The organism is Arthrobacter sp. YD2, assembly GCF_030410475.1.
GTDB lineage: Bacteria > Actinomycetota > Actinomycetes > Actinomycetales > Micrococcaceae > Arthrobacter_B > Arthrobacter_B zhangbolii.
This window is the reverse complement of sequence record NZ_JAUHHB010000001.1, coordinates 588,672-607,861: the sequence shown is the minus strand read 5'-3', so window position 1 is coordinate 607,861 and position 19,190 is coordinate 588,672. Positions and strand designations below refer to the sequence as shown.

18 protein-coding genes are annotated in these 19,190 nt (G+C 66.7%); 3 read left to right on the top strand and 15 right to left on the bottom strand.

Features of this window, described 5'->3' with window-relative positions:
- Positions 1-71: 71 nt before the first annotated feature.
- From QWJ37_RS03025 to QWJ37_RS03005, 5 genes are all read right to left on the bottom strand, one after another.
- On the bottom strand, positions 72-1,067 hold the full coding sequence (locus tag QWJ37_RS03025; RefSeq protein WP_227903047.1) for a siderophore-interacting protein: 996 nt from the start codon (positions 1,065-1,067) through the stop codon (positions 72-74).
- A gap of 83 nt (positions 1,068-1,150) precedes the next feature.
- On the bottom strand, positions 1,151-2,038 hold the full coding sequence (locus tag QWJ37_RS03020) for an ABC transporter ATP-binding protein (protein WP_227928493.1): 888 nt from the start codon (positions 2,036-2,038) through the stop codon (positions 1,151-1,153).
- Between the two features lies 1 nt (position 2,039).
- Positions 2,040-3,011: an iron chelate uptake ABC transporter family permease subunit gene (locus QWJ37_RS03015; RefSeq protein WP_290244823.1), complete on the bottom strand. Its 972-nt coding sequence runs from the start codon at positions 3,009-3,011 to the stop codon at positions 2,040-2,042.
- A gap of 125 nt (positions 3,012-3,136) precedes the next feature.
- Complete coding sequence (locus tag QWJ37_RS03010) at positions 3,137-4,117, bottom strand: iron chelate uptake ABC transporter family permease subunit (RefSeq protein WP_227903049.1); 981 nt, start codon at positions 4,115-4,117, stop codon at positions 3,137-3,139.
- Positions 4,118-4,367: 250 nt separating this feature from the next.
- On the bottom strand, positions 4,368-5,399 hold the full coding sequence (locus QWJ37_RS03005) for a glutathione S-transferase C-terminal domain-containing protein (RefSeq protein ID WP_290244009.1): 1,032 nt from the start codon (positions 5,397-5,399) through the stop codon (positions 4,368-4,370).
- Positions 5,400-5,523: 124 nt separating this feature from the next.
- Here QWJ37_RS03005 and QWJ37_RS03000 point away from each other — a divergent pair, with 124 nt between their 5' ends.
- Positions 5,524-6,570 (top strand): NAD-dependent epimerase/dehydratase family protein, encoded by a 1,047-nt coding sequence (locus tag QWJ37_RS03000; RefSeq protein ID WP_290244007.1) that lies wholly within the window; start codon positions 5,524-5,526, stop codon positions 6,568-6,570.
- Positions 6,571-6,595: 25 nt separating this feature from the next.
- Here the strand turns inward: QWJ37_RS03000 and QWJ37_RS02995 are convergent, their stop codons facing one another.
- Entirely contained in the window at positions 6,596-7,630 is a 1,035-nt protein-coding gene (locus QWJ37_RS02995) for an NAD(P)/FAD-dependent oxidoreductase (RefSeq protein WP_290244005.1), read from the bottom strand.
- A gap of 66 nt (positions 7,631-7,696) precedes the next feature.
- Here QWJ37_RS02995 and QWJ37_RS02990 point away from each other — a divergent pair, with 66 nt between their 5' ends.
- Positions 7,697-9,070, top strand: a complete 1,374-nt coding sequence (locus tag QWJ37_RS02990) for an amino acid permease (RefSeq protein WP_227928489.1) — start codon at positions 7,697-7,699, stop codon at positions 9,068-9,070.
- A 168-nt stretch (positions 9,071-9,238) separates the two neighbouring features.
- On the opposite strand, the gene QWJ37_RS02985 is transcribed toward QWJ37_RS02990, so the two are convergent.
- From QWJ37_RS02985 to QWJ37_RS02950, 8 genes are all read right to left on the bottom strand, one after another.
- Positions 9,239-10,312, bottom strand: a complete 1,074-nt coding sequence (locus QWJ37_RS02985) for a YhjD/YihY/BrkB family envelope integrity protein (protein ID WP_290244001.1) — start codon at positions 10,310-10,312, stop codon at positions 9,239-9,241.
- An 89-nt stretch (positions 10,313-10,401) separates the two neighbouring features.
- Positions 10,402-10,722, bottom strand: a complete 321-nt coding sequence (locus QWJ37_RS02980) for a PRC-barrel domain-containing protein (protein WP_290243999.1) — start codon at positions 10,720-10,722, stop codon at positions 10,402-10,404.
- Positions 10,723-10,837: 115 nt separating this feature from the next.
- Positions 10,838-12,067 carry a mechanosensitive ion channel domain-containing protein gene (locus tag QWJ37_RS02975; protein ID WP_290243997.1) on the bottom strand — a complete coding sequence of 410 codons (1,230 nt, stop codon included), beginning with the start codon at positions 12,065-12,067 and terminating at the stop codon, positions 10,838-10,840.
- A gap of 119 nt (positions 12,068-12,186) precedes the next feature.
- Positions 12,187-13,233, bottom strand: a complete 1,047-nt coding sequence (locus tag QWJ37_RS02970; RefSeq protein WP_227928482.1) for an iron-siderophore ABC transporter substrate-binding protein — start codon at positions 13,231-13,233, stop codon at positions 12,187-12,189.
- 147 nt (positions 13,234-13,380) lie between these two features.
- Entirely contained in the window at positions 13,381-14,619 is a 1,239-nt protein-coding gene (locus QWJ37_RS02965) for an FAD-dependent oxidoreductase (protein WP_290243993.1), read from the bottom strand.
- Positions 14,616-14,960 carry a bifunctional 3-phenylpropionate/cinnamic acid dioxygenase ferredoxin subunit gene (locus QWJ37_RS02960; protein ID WP_227902724.1) on the bottom strand — a complete coding sequence of 115 codons (345 nt, stop codon included), beginning with the start codon at positions 14,958-14,960 and terminating at the stop codon, positions 14,616-14,618. The genes QWJ37_RS02965 and QWJ37_RS02960 overlap by 4 nt, the downstream gene beginning before the upstream one ends.
- A 56-nt stretch (positions 14,961-15,016) precedes the next feature.
- Positions 15,017-15,523: a MarR family winged helix-turn-helix transcriptional regulator gene (locus QWJ37_RS02955; RefSeq protein WP_227902725.1), complete on the bottom strand. Its 507-nt coding sequence runs from the start codon at positions 15,521-15,523 to the stop codon at positions 15,017-15,019.
- 106 nt (positions 15,524-15,629) lie between these two features.
- The gene (locus QWJ37_RS02950) at positions 15,630-16,259 is read right to left on the bottom strand and encodes a TIGR03085 family metal-binding protein (protein WP_290243991.1); all 630 of its coding nucleotides are present in this window, start codon (positions 16,257-16,259) and stop codon (positions 15,630-15,632) included.
- Positions 16,260-16,444: 185 nt separating this feature from the next.
- Here QWJ37_RS02950 and QWJ37_RS02945 point away from each other — a divergent pair, with 185 nt between their 5' ends.
- On the top strand, positions 16,445-18,424 hold the full coding sequence (locus tag QWJ37_RS02945; RefSeq protein WP_290243989.1) for an acyl-CoA dehydrogenase family protein: 1,980 nt from the start codon (positions 16,445-16,447) through the stop codon (positions 18,422-18,424).
- Positions 18,425-18,508: 84 nt separating this feature from the next.
- On the opposite strand, the gene QWJ37_RS02940 is transcribed toward QWJ37_RS02945, so the two are convergent.
- Entirely contained in the window at positions 18,509-19,120 is a 612-nt protein-coding gene (locus QWJ37_RS02940; RefSeq protein ID WP_227902731.1) for a TetR/AcrR family transcriptional regulator, read from the bottom strand.
- Positions 19,121-19,190 lie beyond the last annotated feature (70 nt).

Here is a 19,190-nt window from a genome sequence, read left to right as displayed (position 1 = left end):
GGCGGGCCGGTAATAAAACACAAAACGGTGGAAGCGGAAGGCGGCACGGAACGGGCGTTCCGCGGACGCGGCTAGGACTCGGCGCGTCCCTTGCGCCAGTAGCCCATAAAGGCCACCTGCTTGCGGTCGATGCCGACATCGCGGACCAGATAGCGGCGCAGTCCGCGGACCACGGCTGCTTCACCGGCAATCCAGGCGTAGAACGGCAGGGCGCCGGAAGGGGTCCCCGGGTTAGGTGAAGCCTGCACTGCGGCCTGGTCCAGTCGCTGCGGGGTTTCCCAAAGGATGGTTTCATCCACGTTGATTTCCTCGGGCTCGGTCAGCGTCCGGGTCCTGAACGGGAGGCCGTCCGCCGTTTCCACCGAGGCCCAGCCGGGCAGCGCCACGGACTGCCGTACAGCGGCGTCCAGCAGTTCCCCGTGCGGGCGGGAGCCGCGGGCCAGCCAGATGATCTGCACCCCGGAGGCGGTGGTAACGGGCTGCCGGTCCGCTGAGGAGGGAATCTCCATCAGGGCGTGGCCGGTGACGTCTGCGGGAAGGGATTCCAGAATGGAGGTAATCGCGGGAACGGCCGTTTCATCACCTGCCAGCAGCACGTGCCGGGCCATGCCGGGACGCCATTCGATGCCGCCATAGGATTCTGCCGTCACGCAGTGGGCACTGTTGGGGCCGATGATGCAGACCCGGTCTCCGGGCTGTGCGGCAGCGGCCCAGCTCGACGCCGGCCCGCCGTTGCCCTCGTCGTCGAAATGGAGCACGAAGTCCACGTCGATCTCCGGTTCCGGTCCCGAGCAGCGGGCGCCGCGCACGGTATAGGTACGCATGCAGCCGCGGGTGGCCGGGTCCAGCCTCAGCCAGTCCTGGTACCAGCCCGCTTCCAGGGTGGAGAGGTCCGGCAACGGCAGGGACGTGCCGTCGTCGTCCACGCAGGGCACAATCACCTTGATCCGCAGATCGTGGGTGTCGCCCTGGACACCGAACTCGGCCAGCCTCTCGCCCGCAAACGTAATCCGCCGGAAGTTGGCGCCCAGCTGCACCGTCCGCTTGACCTCCACGTCAAAGGACATAACGGCACCGGCGGCCTTGGCACGCCTGGGCCGGGCCGGGGTACTGACGGCAGCAGCCGTTGCCCCGTTGGCGGACACGTGGCTCATGATGCTGCCTCCATGGATTCGTTGATGCTTGAACGGTGGTCACCGGGGTTGGGCAGGTATCCCTGCCTGACGTCCGGTTCCGGTTCCGGCACGGTGCTGTGGTGGCGGCCCAGCGGGACCACCATGGGCGTTCCGGAGACCGGATCCGGGATGACCCGGGAAGCCAGGCCGAAAACGTCGCGGACCAGGTCCTCGGTCACGACGTCGGCCGGGGCGCCCTCCGCGGCGATCCGGCCGTTCTTCATGGCCACCAAATGGTCCGCATAGCGAGCGGCCAGGTTCAGGTCATGCAACACAATGGCAACGGTGGTGCCGGAGCGCCGGTTCAGGTCCGTGATCAGGTCCAGCACCTCGATCTGGTGCGTCACGTCCAGGAACGTTGTGGGTTCATCCAGCAGCAGGATGTCCGTTTCCTGTGCCAGTGCCATGGCAATCCAGACCCGCTGGCGCTGGCCGCCGGACAGCTCGTCCACGTTCCGCGACGCCAGCTGGTCGGTCTGCGTGGCGGCCAGGGCGGCGGCGACGGCGGTGTCATCCTCCGGTGTCCACTGCCGGAACCAGCCCTGGTGGGGATAGCGCCCGCGCCCCACCAGGTCCGCCACGGTGATGCCTTCGGGTGCGGTGGGGGTCTGTGGCAGCAGGCCCAGGGTGCGGGCGACCTGACGGCTGGGCAGGCTGTGGATGTCCTTGCCGTTGAGGTAGACGGTACCGCCGGTGGGCTTCAGCAGCCGGGCAAGCCCGCGCAGCAGGGTGGACTTGCCGCAGGCATTGGCCCCCACGATGATCGTGATCTTTCCCGCGGGCAGCTCCAGCGAGAGTGATTCCACCACCTTGCGCTCGTCATAGCCGAGCTCCAGTTTCTGTGCGGAAAGCAGGTTCTCCATGTCAGCCTCCTTGGCCTACGCGGTTGGACGTGACCAGCAGCCACAGAAGGAAAGGTGCACCCAGAGCGCCGGTGACCACGCCTACGGGCAGGGTGACCCCGGGGATGAGGTTGGCGCCGGCAAAATCGGCGGCGAGTACGATGCAGGCGCCCACCAGCCCTGCGGTCAGCAGGGTGGTTTCCCCGCGCATCAGCCGGCGGGCGATGGGTCCGGACAGGAACGCCACAAAGGCCACCGGCCCGGCAGCGGCCGTAGCGACGGCGGCCAGCGCCACGGCCACGATGATCAGTGCCAGCCGCGCTGTTTCGACCCGGATACCCAGGCCGGCGGCGGCGTCGTCGCCCAGTTCCAGGCCGCGCAGGCTGCGCGCAAGCACGGCGGCGGCGGGCAGCAGCACCAGCAGGGAGCCGGCAAGCACTGCTGCACGGTCCCAGCTGCTGTTGTTCAGGGAACCGTTCAGCCAGACCAGTGCCTCGGAGGCGGTACGGATATCGGTGCGGGTGAGCAGGAAGCTGACCAGTGCCTGCATCACGGCGGCGAAGCCGATGCCCACCAGGATCAGCCGGTACCCGGCCACTCCCCCGCGGCGTGCCAGCAGGTAAATGGCCAGGGCCACTGCCAGTGCCCCGACCAGCGCTACGGCGGACACGGTGGTCCCGGCAGCACCGAACAGCACAATGGCGGCAACGGCGCTGGCGCTGGCTCCGTAGCTGATGCCGATCACGTCGGGACTGGCCAGCGGGTTGCGCAGCAGGGTCTGGAAAACGGCTCCGGCAATTCCGAAGCCCACCCCAATGAGGGTGCCGATGACTGCCCGCGGGAGCTTGCTCTCCATCAGGATGTACGTGGCGCCGGGGATCTGCTCGCCGAAGAGGATGCGGAAGAAATCCGGGATGGTGAACGTGTAGGTGCCGAGCAGGACGTAGACCGCGAAGAGGACCAGAACGGCAGCGCCCAGCAGCGACGGGACCAGGACACGGTGTCTGCGGGCCTGCTTGCGGGCGGCGCGGACGGCCTCGGCGGCGCCGGCGGGTGCGGTCCGCACGGCGCGGGTTTCGGTGTTCGTTTCGGCAGCAGTGTTCGTTTCGGCAGCAATGTTCACAGTTCGGCCAGCTTCCGACGGCGGACCAGCCAGATGAAGACGGGGGCGCCGATGACGGCAGTAGTGATGCCTACCGGGATCTCCCCCGGCGGCAGCAGGACCCGTCCGATGACGTCCGCGATGACAAGCAGGGCGGGGGCGAGGAGCATGGAAAACGGCAGGATCCAGCGATAGTCGGGACCGGTGAAGCTGCGCACCACATGGGGAATGACCAGGCCAACGAAGGCAATGGGACCGGCGGCGGCGGTGGCGGCACCGCACAGCAGCACCACACCCAGGGCAGTGATGCCGCGGCTGAGCCCCACGCGCTGGCCCAGCCCGCGCGCGACGTCGTCGCCCAGGCTCAGCCCGTTGAGGGCACGTCCGGAGAGTAGCGCAATCAGGGCGCCTGCGGCCAGGAAGGGCAGCACGGCGAGGATGGTGTCCCAGTCACGGCCGGAAACGCTGCCCACCCGCCAGAACCGGAAGGTATCCAGCGTCTGCTGGCTGGAGACCAGCACGGCGCTGAGCATGGACATCAGTCCGGCGCTCAGCGCGGCCCCGGCCAGGGCCAGCTTCACCGGGGTGGCGCCCTCGCGTCCAATGCTGGCCACCATGTACACCACGACGGCGGCAAGGGCGGCGCCGGCAAGGGCAAACCAGATGTAACCGGTGAGGTTGGTAATGCCGAAGATGTAGATGCCGAGCACCACGGCAAAGGCCGCTCCGGCATTAACGCCAAGGATGCCGGGATCAGCCAGCGGATTGCGGGCCACGCCCTGCATCGCGGCACCCGCGAGGCCCAGGGCTGCGCCGGTTACCAGGCCCAGGACGGTGCGGGGTACCCGGGACATCACCACGGCGTGGTCGCCGTTCGCGGGGTCGAAGGCGGTGAAGGCGTCCCACACCGTGCCGGGGGCTATCGGGCGGGCGCCGACGGCCACGGATGCGGCGCAGGCCAGCACCAGAACGGCGACCGTGAGAAGCAGCAGCATCATGCGGGTGCCGGGGCGCTTTCGCCCTGCGGGGGCGGGACGTCCCTCTGCTGCCCGGGTCTGTCCGGGTGCGCCGGAGGGAACGCCGGCGGGGCGTGCGGCAACGCTCACGTAGGCACCTCCCCGGGCAGTAGCAATGCGATTTGCTTAAGTAAGGCTAGCCTATGCTCAGGGTGTTTAAGAAACGTTTATGTTGCGTATTAGGACCCGGCGCGGATTCCTTTTCCGGCCGGGCCCTTCCGCCCGGCCCGCCCTAGTTTCCGCCGGCCCCGTGCCCGGGGGTCACGCGCTCGGATTCACGTACCGGTCCCGGCGCTGTTCCGTTCCCAAACGGCCTTCCGCCAAGGGCCTCCCGGCCGTGTTCCGAAAGCCAGTTGGAGGTATCCGGGCCCTTGGGGATGATGCCGGTGGGATTGATGTCCTCGTGCACCACGTAGTAATGCGCCTTGATCTGCTCGAAGTCCACGGTGTCACCGAAGCCGGGGGTCTGGAACAGGTCCCGGGCGTAGCCCCACAGAGCCGGCATTTCGGTGAGCTTGTTCCGGTTGCATTTGAAGTGGCCGTGGTAAACCGGGTCGAAGCGCACCAGCGTGGTGAAGAGCCGGACGTCAGCCTCGGTAATGGTGTCCCCGATGAGGTAGCGCTGCGTTGAGAGCCTGTCCTCCAGCCAGTCCATGGCAGTCCACAGCCGGTCATACGCGGCGTCGTAGGCTTCCTGCGATCCGGCGAACCCGCACCGGTACACGCCGTTGTTCACCTCGGTGAAGATCCGCTTGTTCACCGCCTCCATTTCCTCCATGTGCTCGGCAGGCAGCAGGTCCGGCGCACCCTCGCGGTGGAAGTCCTTCCACTCGGTGGAGAAGTCCAGGGTGATCTGGGGAAAGTTGTTGGTAACCACCGCGCCGGTGGGAACATCCACTATCGCGGGGACGGTAATGCCGCGCTGATAGTCGGGGACGCGCTTGAAAAAGGCTTCCTGCAGGCGTTCGATGCCCAGCACCGGGTCCTTGCCGTCCGGGTCCAGGTCGAAGGTCCAGCTGCGCGCGTCATGGGTGGGGCCGGGCAGCCCCAGGGAAATCGCGTCCTCGAGTCCCAGCAGCCGGCGGACAATGATGGTCCGGTTGGCCCACGGGCAGGCCCGCGCTGCGACCAGCCGGTAGCGGCCGGCTTCCACCGGATAGCCGTCCCGGCCGTCGCGGGTGATCCGGGTTTCTATGTAGTTGGTATCCCGGGTGTATTCGGTTCCGCCGGTAACGTAGGCACCCTTGGTGCTGTGGGAAGTCATGGCAATCAGACTACGCGCCCTGCCCCTCCCCTGCAGGCCTCTGCGTCCCTAGGCTGCCGCAAACCGGCGGCACCGGTAGAGTCGGTTTCAACGCCGGCAGCAGTGCAACGGAAGGACCTTCACCATGCGAGTAGCCGTAATCGGAGCAACCGGGAATGTCGGGACTGCGGTGCTGCGCCGGTTGGCGGATGCCCGCCGGGAACGCGGCGGGGATTTGGAGGTGGTGGGCATTGCCCGCCGCATCCCCGACACGCAGCAGCCGCCCTACAACGACGTCGAGTGGCACAGCATCGACATTGGCGACCGGGGGAACACGGCCGCCCTGACCGAAGCACTAAACGGTGCCGATGCAGTGATCCACCTGGCCTGGCTGATCCAGCCCAACCGCGACGAGGCCGAGCTGCACCGGGTCAACGTCGGGGGAACGGAAAACGCCCTCGCCGCCGCTGCCTCAGCCGGGGTGCGCCAGTTTGTCTGCGCTTCCTCGGTGGGTGCCTACAGTCCCGCCCCCAAGGACCGGCTTACTGACGAGTCCTGGCCGGCCCGCGGCATTGCCAGCTCGCACTACAGCAGGCACAAGGGTGAACAGGAGGCCCTGCTGGACCGGTTTGAAACGGAGTATCCGGAGATTCCCGTGGCCCGCCTGCGGCCCGGACTGATCTTCTCCTCGGATGCCGGCAGCGAGATTGGCCATTACTTCCTCGGCCGCCTGGTCCCGAAGTTCTTCCTGAACAGGCTTTCACTGCCGCTGATACCGCTGCCCTCCTCCTTTATCTTCCAGGCCGTGCATGCCGACGATATTGCCGATGCGTACTGGCGGGTGGTGGACCGGCGGGCCGAGGGAGCGTTTAACATTGCCGCGGATCCGATCATCACACCGGACCTGCTCGCCGGCGTGCTGGGTGCAAAGCGGATCCTGGACGTACCGGTGAAGTTCATCCGCGCCGTCGTCGGCCTTACCTGGGCGGCCGGCCTGCAGGCCACCGATCCCGGCTGGGTTGACATGGCGGCCGGAGCGCCGGTGATGGACACTTCACGGGCCCGCGAAGTGCTGGGCTGGGAACCGCGCCGCACCTCGCTGGAATCCCTGCAGTTTGTCCTGAACGGGATGAGCGGGGGCGACGGCGTGGCCGGCTCGCCGCTGCTGGCTCCCCGCAACCGGCAGCGCTAGCCGGCAGCTGCCGGTCCGGGAAGGGTCAGATGGCTTCCCGGACCGCTGCTTCCTCGAGTCCGGCCGGCTCTTCCGGGCTGTCCTGCTCGCCTGCGCTGTGCTGCTTACCTGCGCCGTCCTGCCCCCCAGTGCCGTCCGCAGCCGAGGCCACGGCCAGCCCGAGGTCCTCTTCGAGCAGCTTTGCGTTGACCACCACGGCCAGCCGGTAGGCGTCTCCGGCTGCTGCGACCACCTGGGCCGAGGGGTCGGTGGCATTGCCGACGGCCCACACCCGCTTCTGGCTGGTGCGGCCGAGTTCGTCAGTAACTATGCAGCCGTCCCCATCGAGCTCAAGGTGTTCCGTCAGGCCCGGCTCGAGCTCAGCCTCGGGTTCAAGGAACAGCGCCTCGCAGGGGACCGTACGGCCGTCGGCAAGCACCAGTCCGGTCAGGGCGCCGCCTTCCGTTGCCAGACCGGCAACCTCTCCGCGAAGTGTCCGGATGCCCATGGCGGCAAGCCCGCCCGCGCCCTCCTCCCCCAGCTCAATGTCCCCGGGCAGCACCAGTGTCACGTCCTCGGAGAAGGTACGTACCAGCTGGGCCTGCTGGATGGATGTCCGGGCAGTGCCCAGTACGGCCAGCACCTTGCCCGCCACCTCGTACCCGTGGCAGTAGGGGCACTGCAGCACGTCCACTCCCCAGCGCCCACCAAGACCGTCAACGTCCGGCAGGACGTCGCGCAGCCCGGTGGCCAGAATCAGCTGCCGCCCGCGGAAGCTGCGTCCGTCTGCGGTCCGCACCGCAGCCGGGGGTTCCAGGCCGGTGACGGTTGCGTCCACCAGATCGACGCCGTAGCCGGCCACCTCCGCCCGTGCCAGCTCCAGCAGTTCAGCCGGAGGAACCCCGTCCCGGGTCGGAAAGCCGTGGACGTGGCCGGCCGGCGCGTTGCGCGGGCTGCCCGCATCGATAACCAGCACGCGGCGGAGAGCACGGGCGAGGACCAGCGCGGCGGTGAGGCCCGCCATGCCTCCGCCGATAATAACGACGTCGTACTCTTCGGAGAGGGTTTGCGAAGTTGCCATAGGAAATTTTTACCGGACGCGGACGCGATCATCAGCATTCTTAGTAAATTCTTTACACTTTCCTTCATGGGAGAAATTACGCAGGAGAAGCCTGCATCCAAACTCAAGCAGGGCATCACCGGCCCCATGCTGTATCTGTTCATCCTTGGCGACGTTCTCGGCGCAGGCATCTATGCACTGGTGGGAGAGGTCTCTGGCGAAGTGGGGGGCGCCATCTGGGTGCCGCTCGTTGTTGCGCTGGTCCTCGCGCTGCTCACCGCGGCATCCTACGCGGAACTTGTGAGCAAGTATCCGCGCGCCGGAGGCGCGGCTGTTTTTGCCGAACGGGCGTTCAAGGTGCCGGCTATTTCCTTTCTGGTGGGCTTCGCGATGCTGGCCGCCGGAGTCACCAGCGCGGCCGGACTGGCACTGGCTTTCACCGGGGACTATCTGGCGCCCTTCCTGGATGTGCCGGCGGTTCCGGCCGCCATCGTGTTCCTGCTGCTGGTGGCTCTGTTGAACGCCCGCGGCATTTCCGAATCCGTGCGCAGCAATGTCGTGATGACCATCATCGAGGTCTCCGGGCTGGTCCTGGTGATTGTGCTGGTGGGCCTGATGCTGGGCAAGGGTGAGGGCTACACCGAGCAGATCACGCAGTTCCCCGCCGGCGTGAACCCGGGCACCGCCGTCCTGGCCGCTTCGGTAATTGCCTATTACTCATTTGTGGGATTCGAAGTGTCCGCCAATATCGCCGAGGAGGTTCGTGATGTCCGCCGGGTCTACCCGAAGGCCATCTTCGGCGCGATGCTTACCGCGGGCCTGGTCTACGTCCTGATTGGGCTGGCCGCGTCCGTGGCACTGCCCACGGAGGACCTGGCCGGATCCTCCGGGCCCCTCCTTGATGTAGTCAGCGCCACCGGATTCGGTATCCCGGACTGGACCTTCAGCCTGATCGCGCTGGTGGCAGTGGCCAACGGTGCCCTGCTCACCATGATCATGTCCTCCCGCCTCACCTACGGAATGTCCGAGCAGGGGCTCCTGCCCGGTGTGTTCGGCAAGGTCCTGCCCAACCGCAGGACCCCGTGGGTGGCCATCGCCGCCACGACAGTGGTGGCCATGATCCTGACCACCACCGGCGGCCTGGCGTCCCTGGCCGAAACGGTGGTCCTGTTGCTGCTGTTCGTTTTCCTGAGCACCAACATTGCCGTGATTGTGCTCCGCAGGGACAAGGTGGAGGAAAAGCACTTCCGCACCCCCATTGTGGTTCCCTACCTCGCCATCGCCTCCTGCATCCTGCTGCTTACCCAGCAGGACGCCGCCGTCTGGCTGCGGGCCGGGATCCTGATGGCCATCGGCCTGGTGCTGTTCGCCGCCCGCCGGCTGACCAAGGGCAAGACCTTGGGCTCAAAACGCCCCGGAGCCAAGGAAGCCAAGGGGAAGGAATCCGCGGCGCAGCAGTAAGCCCCGCACATCGAGAAGGCACGACTTACCGTTTTCGAGCCGGAAAACGGTAAGTCGTGCCCTCTCGTTTAGCAGACCTGCACTTTGTGCCTTTTCGATTGAGGCCAGGGCCCCCGCACCATGGAAAACGCCCCGGACCGCGTGGTCCGGGGCGTTCCCTATGCGTGGTTACTCGTGCAGGTCGTCGTCGTAGTCCTTGCCGGCGTGCTCCTGGCGCAGCTTCCGGCCCTCCGCGATGTCCTCTTCCTCCTGCTCCTGCCGCTTCTCCGTCTGGCGGGTGTCGCGCGGAGGCAGCTGCACGGATTCCTCGGCCTGGATCCCGGCCTGCAGTTCGCGGCCGCGCTCCACCTCTGCGTCGAACTCGGCGCCGAAGAGCAGGGACAGGTTTGCCAGCCAAATCCACAGCAACAGGACAATCACGCCGCCGATGGCTCCGTAGGTAGCATTGTAGTTGCCGAAGTTGCCGACGTAGAAGCTGAAGCCGAGGGTGGCCACGGCCAGGATCAACAGTGCGATCAGCGACCCCATGCTCATCCAGCGGAACTTGGGCTGCTTCACGTTCGGCGTGGCGTAGTAAAGGATGGCGATGATCAGCACGGCGAAAAGCACCATGACCGGCCACTTGGCAATGTTCCAGACGGTCACGGCCTGGCTTCCCAGTCCGATCACGTTGCCGATCGCTTCGGCGATCGGACCGCTGATCACCAGCATCAGCAGCAGCGCCGCTGCCAGCAGGATCATGACCAGGGTGACCAGCAGCTGCGTGGGAAGCAGCTTCCAGATGGGCCGGCCCTCGTCGATTTCGTAGATGCGGTTCATGGACCGGCCGAACGCCTTCACATAGCCGGAGGCGGACCACAGGGCACCGAGAATACCGACAATCAGGGCGAGCCCGGCACCACTGGATGAGGTCAGCTGCTCAATCGGACCCTGGATCACCTTCACGGCATCCTCCGGGGCGAACTGCCGCAGCAGGTCCAGCATCGCGTTGGTGGTGGCTTCGGCCTGCCCCACCAGGCCCAGGATGGACACCATGGCCAGCAGGGCCGGGAAGATCGCCAGGACCGTGTAGTACGTCAGGGCCGCGGCCAGGTCGGTGCACTGATCCTTGGAGAATTCCCTGATGGTCTTCTTCAGGGTGTATTTCCAAGTGGGCTTGGAGACCTCGGTGGGGTTATCCGGTTTGCTCGCATCATCCGGACTGGGAGCAGTCTCGGCCTTGCTTTTGCTGTCCTGCGCCACTACGGCCTCCTGCGGGAATCGGTGTTCAGCTTCCCATCGTATTAGTAAGCGTCCTTAGCACCAACACGGTGCCCGCAACGGGAAGCCGGCTACCGGGCAGTGCGCAGGCCGTAATAGTCCATCAGGACCGCTTCCTCTTCGGGGCTCAGCGGGTTTTCCGGATTTGCGCCGGGGGAATCGGAAATCTGGTCCTTGGAGTAGTTCACGAAGATGTCCTGGCCGTCACGCCGGGCCGCAGCCAGGGGCACGTAGTGTTCGCCGGTGTCGAAGAGCCCCAGATCCACGGTGATCCACACCGGCTGGCCGGTGGCACGGTCCAGATGAACTTCGCCCACCAGGCCCAGCCGCTCGCCGTCGTTGGCCCAGACATTTGATCCCTGGATCTGGTGGAGCACAAAAGCGTCCGTCATAACCCCTCCCTTCCCGGACCCGGCGGGGATGCCGGGCTATCCCATTGGTGCGCGCGGCACCGGCCGGTGTCAACAGCGGGAGGGTTCCACCGGTCCCCGACAACGGAAATCGGGATTAGCGCCGGGCGTCCTCCCCCGCGTTCTCCTCACGCTCGGCGAACACTTCCTCGCCGGGGCCGGAGAAGACCTGCCGGCGTTCCACGGCGTCGATACTGCCGGTGAAGAGCTGCGAATCGCTGGTGTCCGAACTGCGCGGCAAAGGGAGCTTTGGGGAAGCAGCACGGGTCTCCGGTGCAGGGTTGCTGATGCTGACTTCCTCCCACCGCTGGCGGGGCAGTGCATCCGGATGCCGCTCCTGCAGATAGGTCACCATGGTTTCCCGGATCAGGCAGCGCAGGTCAAAGAGCGTGCCGCTGTCTGCAGCGCTGACCAGGATACGCACGCGCACCAGCCCGTTCACCGCCTCCGTCACCTGCAGTACGCTGGTGCGCCCGTCCCACAGCTCGGTGCCGGCCAGGGTCTCCTTCAGCTTGGCCCGCAGGTCACCCACGGGCACCCGCCAGTCCAGGTCCAGCTCCACGGTCCCCAGGATCGCCGACTGGCGGCGGGTCCAGTTCTGGAAGGGTGTGGTGGTGAAGTAGGTCGAGGGCAGGATCAGCCGGCGGTCATCCCAGATATGCACCACCACATAGGTCATGGTGATTTCCTCGATGGTGCCCCACTCGCCCTCCACCACCACGACGTCGTCGGCGCGGATGGCGTCGGTGAAGGCCAGCTGCAGTCCGGCGAAGACATTGCTCAGGGTGCCCTGCACGGCGAGGCCGGCCACAATGGACAGCAGGCCGGCGGAGGCGAGGATACCGGCGCCAAGTGCGCGGACCTCCGGAATGGTCAGCAGCACAAAGGCCACGGCAATGGTGATCAGCACGGCAATGCCGATCCGCCGGCCCAGGATCACCTGGGTTTTCAGGCGCCGCAACCGGCGGTTATCCCGGGTGTCCGTGCTGTATTTGGTGAGGATCATGGCCTCGATGATCAGCAGCATCACGACGCCGAACCAGGCCACGGCACCGATCAGCCCCACCACCAGCAGGTAGTCCAGGGTGGGAAGCCAGGAGGCACCCGGAGCCGTGGCTCCGAGGGCTATCCGGATGCCGATCAGGCTCAGCACCAGCCGCAGCGGATTGCGCGCGCGGACGGAAACATCCCGAATGCCGGGCACCTTCCGGAATGCCTTGTTGGCTGCCACGCGGGCCGCAAAGGCAATGATCAGGGAGATACCTACCGCCACGAGTACGGCGAAGAGCGGTTTCAGTCGAACAGCAAGCTCAAGCAGGTCTTCCATGCAATCGATGATTGCAAACCCCGGTGGGGGGCTGTCCAATCCGCTGTTCGTTGCCGGCTGAAAACAAACGGACGCCCCGGGAGGTCCCCGGGGCGTCCGTTACTTCTGCGGCTGTGTTTCTACTTGGCGTTATCCGCGGCAGTGGCGGCGTCTGCAATCATCGGCACCACGTTGTCCAGGGCGTAAGGGATACTCAGGACGTTGATGGCCGAGGTGGAGAAGACGCGGGTTGCATCGGCATCAGCCACCAGGCTGCCCTTTTTGGCCGCGGGGATCTGGCTGAGCAGCGGATCCGAGGCGATGCTGTCCGCCACCTCTTCGCTGGCGACCCAGCTGACAAAGATGTCGGAGTCCAGCTGGTTCAGGTTCTCGTCGGACCAGGGGATGTAGAACTCATCGCCCTTGCTGTTCTCGGCGACCACCGGAGCCTGGGTCAGGCCCAGCGATTCCATGAACCGCGGCCGGTTATCGAGCGCGGTGTAGACGCCGTTCTCGGCGCCCGGAGCCAGGTTGCCGTAGATGAAGGTTTTCCCTTCGAGCTGCGGGTACTCGGCGGCCTTGTCGGTGATGCTCTTTTCAGTCTCGGCGACCAGTTCGTCCGCCTTGTCGCTCAGTCCCAGCGCCTGGCCCGTCATCCGGGCGGTGTCCTGCCAGGAGGTGCCCCAGGCAGCGTCCGGGTAGGCGACCACGGGAGCGATCTTGGCCAGCTTGTCGTAGTCCTCCTGGGAGAGCCCGGAGTACGCGGCGAGGATGACATCGGGGTTGGTTGCGGCAACGTCGTCGAAGGCGATGCCGTCAGCCTCGGAATACTGCGCCGGGGCATTGTCCGAGCCGATCGGCGCGTCCAGTTCTTCCAGCGCCTCGTCGATCCAGGGTGTGGTTCCCTGCTCATTGCCGCCGAACTCGATCAGCGGCATGCCCACCGGAACCACGCCGAGGGCCAGGGCCGTTTCAGCGTTGGCCCAGGACACAGCGGCTACCCGCTCCGGCGCCTCTTCAATGACGGTCTCACCGAAGGCATGTTCAATGGTGACGGGGAACTGATCGGCGGCGGCAGCGCTGCCGGTCGATTCGTTTTCCCCGGAGGCACCCGTGGAGCAGGCGGAGAGGGAGAGGACGGCGACGGCGGCCGCGGCAGCGGCGCGGCGCATCCGGGACAGGGCCATAGGGGGCTCCTTGTAATGAGAATTCACTGTTAACGGACGAAGCGGATCCGCTCAGGCGTGGACCCAAAAGTAAGGTTAGCCTAGGTTGAGCCCAATTACGCAACGCTAACGTTGCGTAATGTGCCACGCACCCGAATGAGTCCCGATTCAGGGCCTCGCGCGGGCCATCCGCCGCAGGTCCGCTCCCGCATCCGCCAGTGCCGCAGGATCGACAGCCCGCCCCGACTCGATCAGCCTCCGGGCCGCACGGACGCTGGTTCCGGCGTCGACGGCGGCCACTCCGGCAAGCGTCCCGTCATCGGCCACACGGAACGTCATAAAACCGGGGCCGGGTGCCCCGCGCAATACTGTCCGGCCCGGCACTGAAAGGCTGCCTGCCACTTCAAGGTGCACGCCGTAACGGTCGGACCAGAACCAGTCCGCGCCGGGGGCGGGCGGCGTGTCTGCAAGGATTCCGGCCGCCGCTGTCTCGCCGGTCCGCCTGGCGGCATCCCAGTGCTCGAAGTGCCGTCCGGACAGGCTGCCGCCACCCCTCAGGCGTGCCGAGTCGCCGGCGGCGAAGACCCGGGGATGCGAAGTGCGGCCTGCCCGGTCCACCAGAATGCCGCCGTCCACCTCCAACCCGGCGTCCTCGGCAAGTGCGGTGACCGGCTCACCACCCACGGCCACCAGCACCGCTGTCGCCGTCAGCCTGCGGCCATCTTCCAGATCCACCGAAAGGGCACGGCCATCCGCCGCGATTCCCACTGCCCGGCCCCGGACATAGCCGGTGCCGTGCGCTGCGTGCAGACCGTGCAGGTATCCAGCCATCTCCGGCCCCACCACCCGCTCGAAGGGGAGCTCCGCCGGGTCCACCAGTGTCACTTCGGCCCCCAGACCCCGCGCCGTCGCAGCGGTTTCGGCACCGATCAGCCCCGCTCCGAGGATAACCAGCCGGGCCTCCGGCCCCATCAGTGCACGCAATTGCCCGGCATCCCCTGCAGTGCGCAGCGTCAGGACGCCGGGAAGGTCCATGCCTGGCAGTGGCAGGCGGCGGGCACGCGCTCCGGTAGCCAGCAGCACCACGTCGGCCGCCAGCTCCGCGCCCGAGGAAAGGGTCAGGACAGATTCAGCGCTTCCGGGATTGAGCTTGCAGACACTCTCCGCGAGCAGGTCAACGCCGTTGTCTGCATACCACCGTGCCGGCGCCAGCTGCAGCCGTTCCCGGTCCAGGCTGCCGGCGAGAAAGGCCTTGCTCAGCGGCGGGCGGTCGTATGGCAGCCCGTCCGGATCCACCAACTGGAGCGTGCCGGCATACCCTCGGCGGCGAAGCTCACGGACCGCACTGAATCCGGCTATGCCGCCGCCTACCACCGCCACCGAGGCGGGGCCTGCCGCCTCGCTCAAGCGTCCTGCGGCGTCTCGTTGGGGTACAGCCATACCTGGTCTTCGCGTACTTCCACGCGGTGCGCCTTGGCATTCACCATCGCCGGCAGGCACAGTGCTTCACCGGTGCGCAGGCAGAACCGTGCCGAGTGGATGGGGCACTCCACCTCGTCGCCTTCGATCCAGCCTTCGGCCAGAGAGGCTTCTTCGTGCGTGCAGGTGTCGTTGAGGGCGTAGAAGCGCCCGTTGTCGCTGTGGAACACTGCAATGTCATCAGCGGTGCCGGCCTTTTCGGCATCCACCACCAGGGCCTCGCCCTCGCTTATTTCATCGACATCGGCAACGCGGATACCCTCGCTCATGCCATTTCCTTCCCCGGCGCCATGCCACTAACGTGTGCTGCTCTTACCTCAACACGTTACCCCGGCCCGGCCTGCTCCCCGGCGGGGACCGTCGGAGAGGATCCGTTCCCGACGCTTTCCGGCCGCAGCACCATGGCTTCCTCCGCCCTGGCCCCGGGCTCAAGGCTTCGAATCAGCGTGATCAGCTCCGCCCTCAGTTCCGGACCGATCCCGACGGTGGAATTGTCCTGTTCGAGGTTCTCCGCGTCGGCCAGCAACTTCTGCCCGCGCTCCGAGATGGCCATCAGCCGGCCGCTTTTCCCCGCAGCGATGGCTACCTCTTCCACGAGGCCCTGCCCCGCCATGCTCACCAGCGCCGTCCCCAAGGTCTGCGCCGTGACGCGCAGACGCCTGGCCAGTTCCGCCCGGCGCATGGGCCCGTCCACCAGCAGGACCCGCAGAACGGTGACCCGTTCCTGAGTCAGGCCCACGGCCCGCAGCTTGTTGTCCACTTGGCGCCTAACCAGCCGTGCGGCGGTTGAGAGCAGCCGCACGGGTTCCCAGTCCCCCTCGTTCTGCATCATCCTGCTTCCCTGATACGTCGTCGGTAAGCGATCCGGCCCGGCTGAAACAATCAGCGTGCTTACTATTTCAACGTGACAGGGGGTGTGCTTGTCAAGCCGGTGACGGCTACCGGGCCGCCCACTCGCGGAAGGCGCGCACGGCGTCTCCACCGCCTTCAATGCTCACATTCGCCGCTGCACGCCGGCCCATGGCATGAAGCGCCAGCTCCACCACGTCGGCAGAAACCAGCACCGAGGGCGATCCGGCCTTGACCCGGCGCCGCCCGAACCCGGGCAGGGCAAGCTCAACGCCGACCGGGCTGCTGCGATAGCCCATCCGGGCCATCATGCCCAGCTGCTTCCACAGCGCCTGCTGCTGCCCGGCCGGCAGCTGGCGTGCGACGGCCGCCCCTGCCCCGCGCCGGATGTCCTCGTGATGGATGACGTATTCCACCAGGTTGGCTGCGTCTGTCCGGAAAGGTGACAACCGGCCCGGCCCCGCAGCGAACCTGTCCACCAGTGCTGCGTAGCCCTGCGGGGTGCCGGCGGCATTGGCCTCGGCCCCCAGGTTTTTCTCCTGTCCGGGTTTGGGCCGGCGGGCCACGTCGGCGGCAATCCGCCACGGAGCATGTTCCCGGAGCACCAGATGCGCCAGCAGCCTGCGCACGTCCCACCCTTCACACAGGGTTGGCGCGAAGGGGTCCGTCTCCCGCAGCGTCCGGACCAATTGCGCGCGTTCCGTTTCCACCCATGCCATGACTGTCTCCTTCGGATTGGTCTGCCGGGATACTCGCATCCGTTCCAGCGGATTTCCACGGCAATACGGTCTGCGCCCCACATTAGCCGCGAACCCCCTTTACGCTTACCTACCGCGGCGTAGCATGGTCCCCACAGCGAGCCGAGGCTGCGAGCACGGTGCGGCCCTGAACGAGGAGAAATCCCATGAGTGCCACCGATATCCAGGATGCCCAGGACGCCGGCCGAAACGGCAGTGCCCGCAAAATCAAGGACCGTGTCGTCACCGAGCAGGATGCACGCAATGCCACCGAAGCGGCCCGGGACACCGGTGAATCCCGCCCGAGTTTTGCCAAGGGCATTTATCTGGGCAACTACAACTTGGACCTGATCCGGTCCCTGCCCGACGCCGACCCGGACGAGGAAGCCCGCGCCGACCTGTTTCTGGAAGCGCTCACCGAATACTGCCGGACCCTGGACGGCCGGCTGATCGAGCGCACGGGCGTCATTCCCGACGAGTACCTGCGCGGTCTGGCAGACCTGGGCGTTTTCGGCATCAAGATCCCCCGGCGCTACGGCGGACTCGGCCTGTCGCTGCTGCACTACGGCCGGGCACTGATGATCCTCGGCACGGTACACCCCAGCATGGGCGCACTGGTCTCCGCGCACCAATCCATCGGTGTGCCGGAACCGGTGAAGGTCTTCGGCAATGACGCGCAGAAAGAGGAGTACCTGCCCCGCTGCGCCGCCGGAGCGGTAACCGCCTTCCTGCTCACCGAGCCCGACGTCGGCTCCGACCCGGCACGGCTGCGGACCACGGCCATCCCGTCGGAGGACGGCAGCGAGTACATCATTGACGGCGTGAAGCTGTGGACCACCAACGGCGTGATCGCAGAACTGGTGGTGGTAATGGCCGCCGTCCCGCCGCACGGCGGGAACAAGGGCGGCATCAGCGCATTTGTCGTCGAGATGTCCTCCCCCGGGATCACCGTGGAAAACCGCAACAACTTCATGGGGCTGCGCGGCATTGAGAACGGGGTTACCCGCTTCACCAATGTGCGTGTCCCGGCGGCAAACCGGTTGGGCCGGGAGGGACAGGGGCTGAAGATCGCCCTCACCACGCTGAACACCGGCCGGCTGTCGATTCCTGCCATGTGCGCGGCGGCGGGCAAGTGGTCGCTGAAGATTGCCCGCGGCTGGGCCGGGGCACGTGAACAGTGGGGCCGGCCCATCGGCCGGCACGAGGCCGTTGCCAAGAAGCTCGCCTACATTGCGTCGACCAGCTTCGCCCTCGAAGCGGTCTTCGAACTCTCCGCCGAGCTGGCGGACGCCGGCACCAAGGACATTCGGATCGAAGCGGCCCTCGCCAAGCTCTGGGCCAGCGAGATGGCCTACAACATTGCCGATGAGCTGGTTCAGATGCGCGGCGGCAGGGGGTTCGAGACCGCCGATTCCCTTGCAGCCCGGGGCGAGCGCGCCGTGCCGGCGGAACAGCAACTGCGGGACCTGCGCATTAACCGGGTTTTCGAAGGGTCAACGGAAATCATGCACCTGTTCATCGCCCGCGAAGCGGTGGATGCCCACCTCACGGCCGCCGGGGATCTGGCGGTGGCCGACGCACCGCTGAGCGCCAAGGGCCGTGCCGCCCTGAAGGCCAGCGGCTTCTACGGCAAGTGGCTGCCCACGCTGGCCGTAGGAAAGGGCAGCGTGCCGACGTCGTACGCCGAGTTCGGCATCCTCGGCAAGCATCTGCGCTACGCAGAACGGGCCTCGCGCCGGCTCGCCCGGTCAACGTTCTACGGGATGGCCCGCTGGCAGGCGGGGCTGGAGCAGCACCAGGTGTTTTTGGGACGGATAGTGGACATCGGTGCGGAGATTTTCGCGATTTCCGCCTCCTGCGTCCGGGCCTTGGCTATCCGCCGGGAGGATCCGGCGGAGGGCCAGGGTGCCTTCGAGCTCGCGGATACATTCAGTGCCGAGTCCCGGGTGCGCATCGAATCGCTCTTTGACGAACTGTGGCGGAATTCGGACGACGCCGACCGGCAGCTCGCCAAGGGCGTCCTCGCCGGACGGTACACGTGGCTCGAGAAGGGTGTGCTTGACGCTTCCGAGGGCACCGGACCGTGGATCTCCGAAACGGCGCTCGGATCCGAGCCCAAGGAGAACCTGCACCGCTGGTACCGCTAAACCGCCGGTACCGCTGAGGTTCTGCCTGAGGTTCTGCCGGATGGTGGCCGGCAGGACGGCAGGCGGCGTGACAGGCGGGGACCGCTACCGCGCCTGGACCGTGCCCCGGCAGATCTGCACGTAGCGCGCCGCCAGTTCCTCCGGGCTGAGCGGACCGCCGGCCCGGTACCACTGGGCAACACCGGTGCACATGGTGGTGACCGCCCGGCTGGCGTCCTTGGGATACCGGGTAGCGAACCGGCCCAGCCGGGACCCTTCGGCCACGACGTCGTCCAGCAGCTTCTGCTGCCGGTCGCGGGCGGCAATGTGGCCGGCGCGGGCGGGGCCTTCCAGGCTGCGGATCTCGCTGGCGGCAATAAAGGCGTGCTCCCAGCGGTAGGCATGGACCAGCACCAGGCATTCGACCAGCAGTGCAAACCGAGCCTCCACGTCTTCCCCGGCCTCGCGGAGCGCCGCGCTGCTGCGGGCGTAGAGGTCCGCCATCGCGGATTCCGCAATGCCCACCAACAATGCCTGCTTGGACGGATAGTGATGATAGAGACCCGGGACCGAGAGTCCGGCATGGGTAGCAACGGTGCGGATGGCGGTGCCGTGGTAACCGTGCTCGACAAAGCAGTCCAGGGCCGCGCCCAGCAGGGGCGGCAGGGCAGGAACGGAGAAATCGCGCCAGTTCGGCGGCGTCCCGGCGGCTGTCATGGCACCCTTTCGATGGATTCTCCGGCACTCTGTGACTCTTGACACAGCTGCGGTGTCTCCATCAGACTAC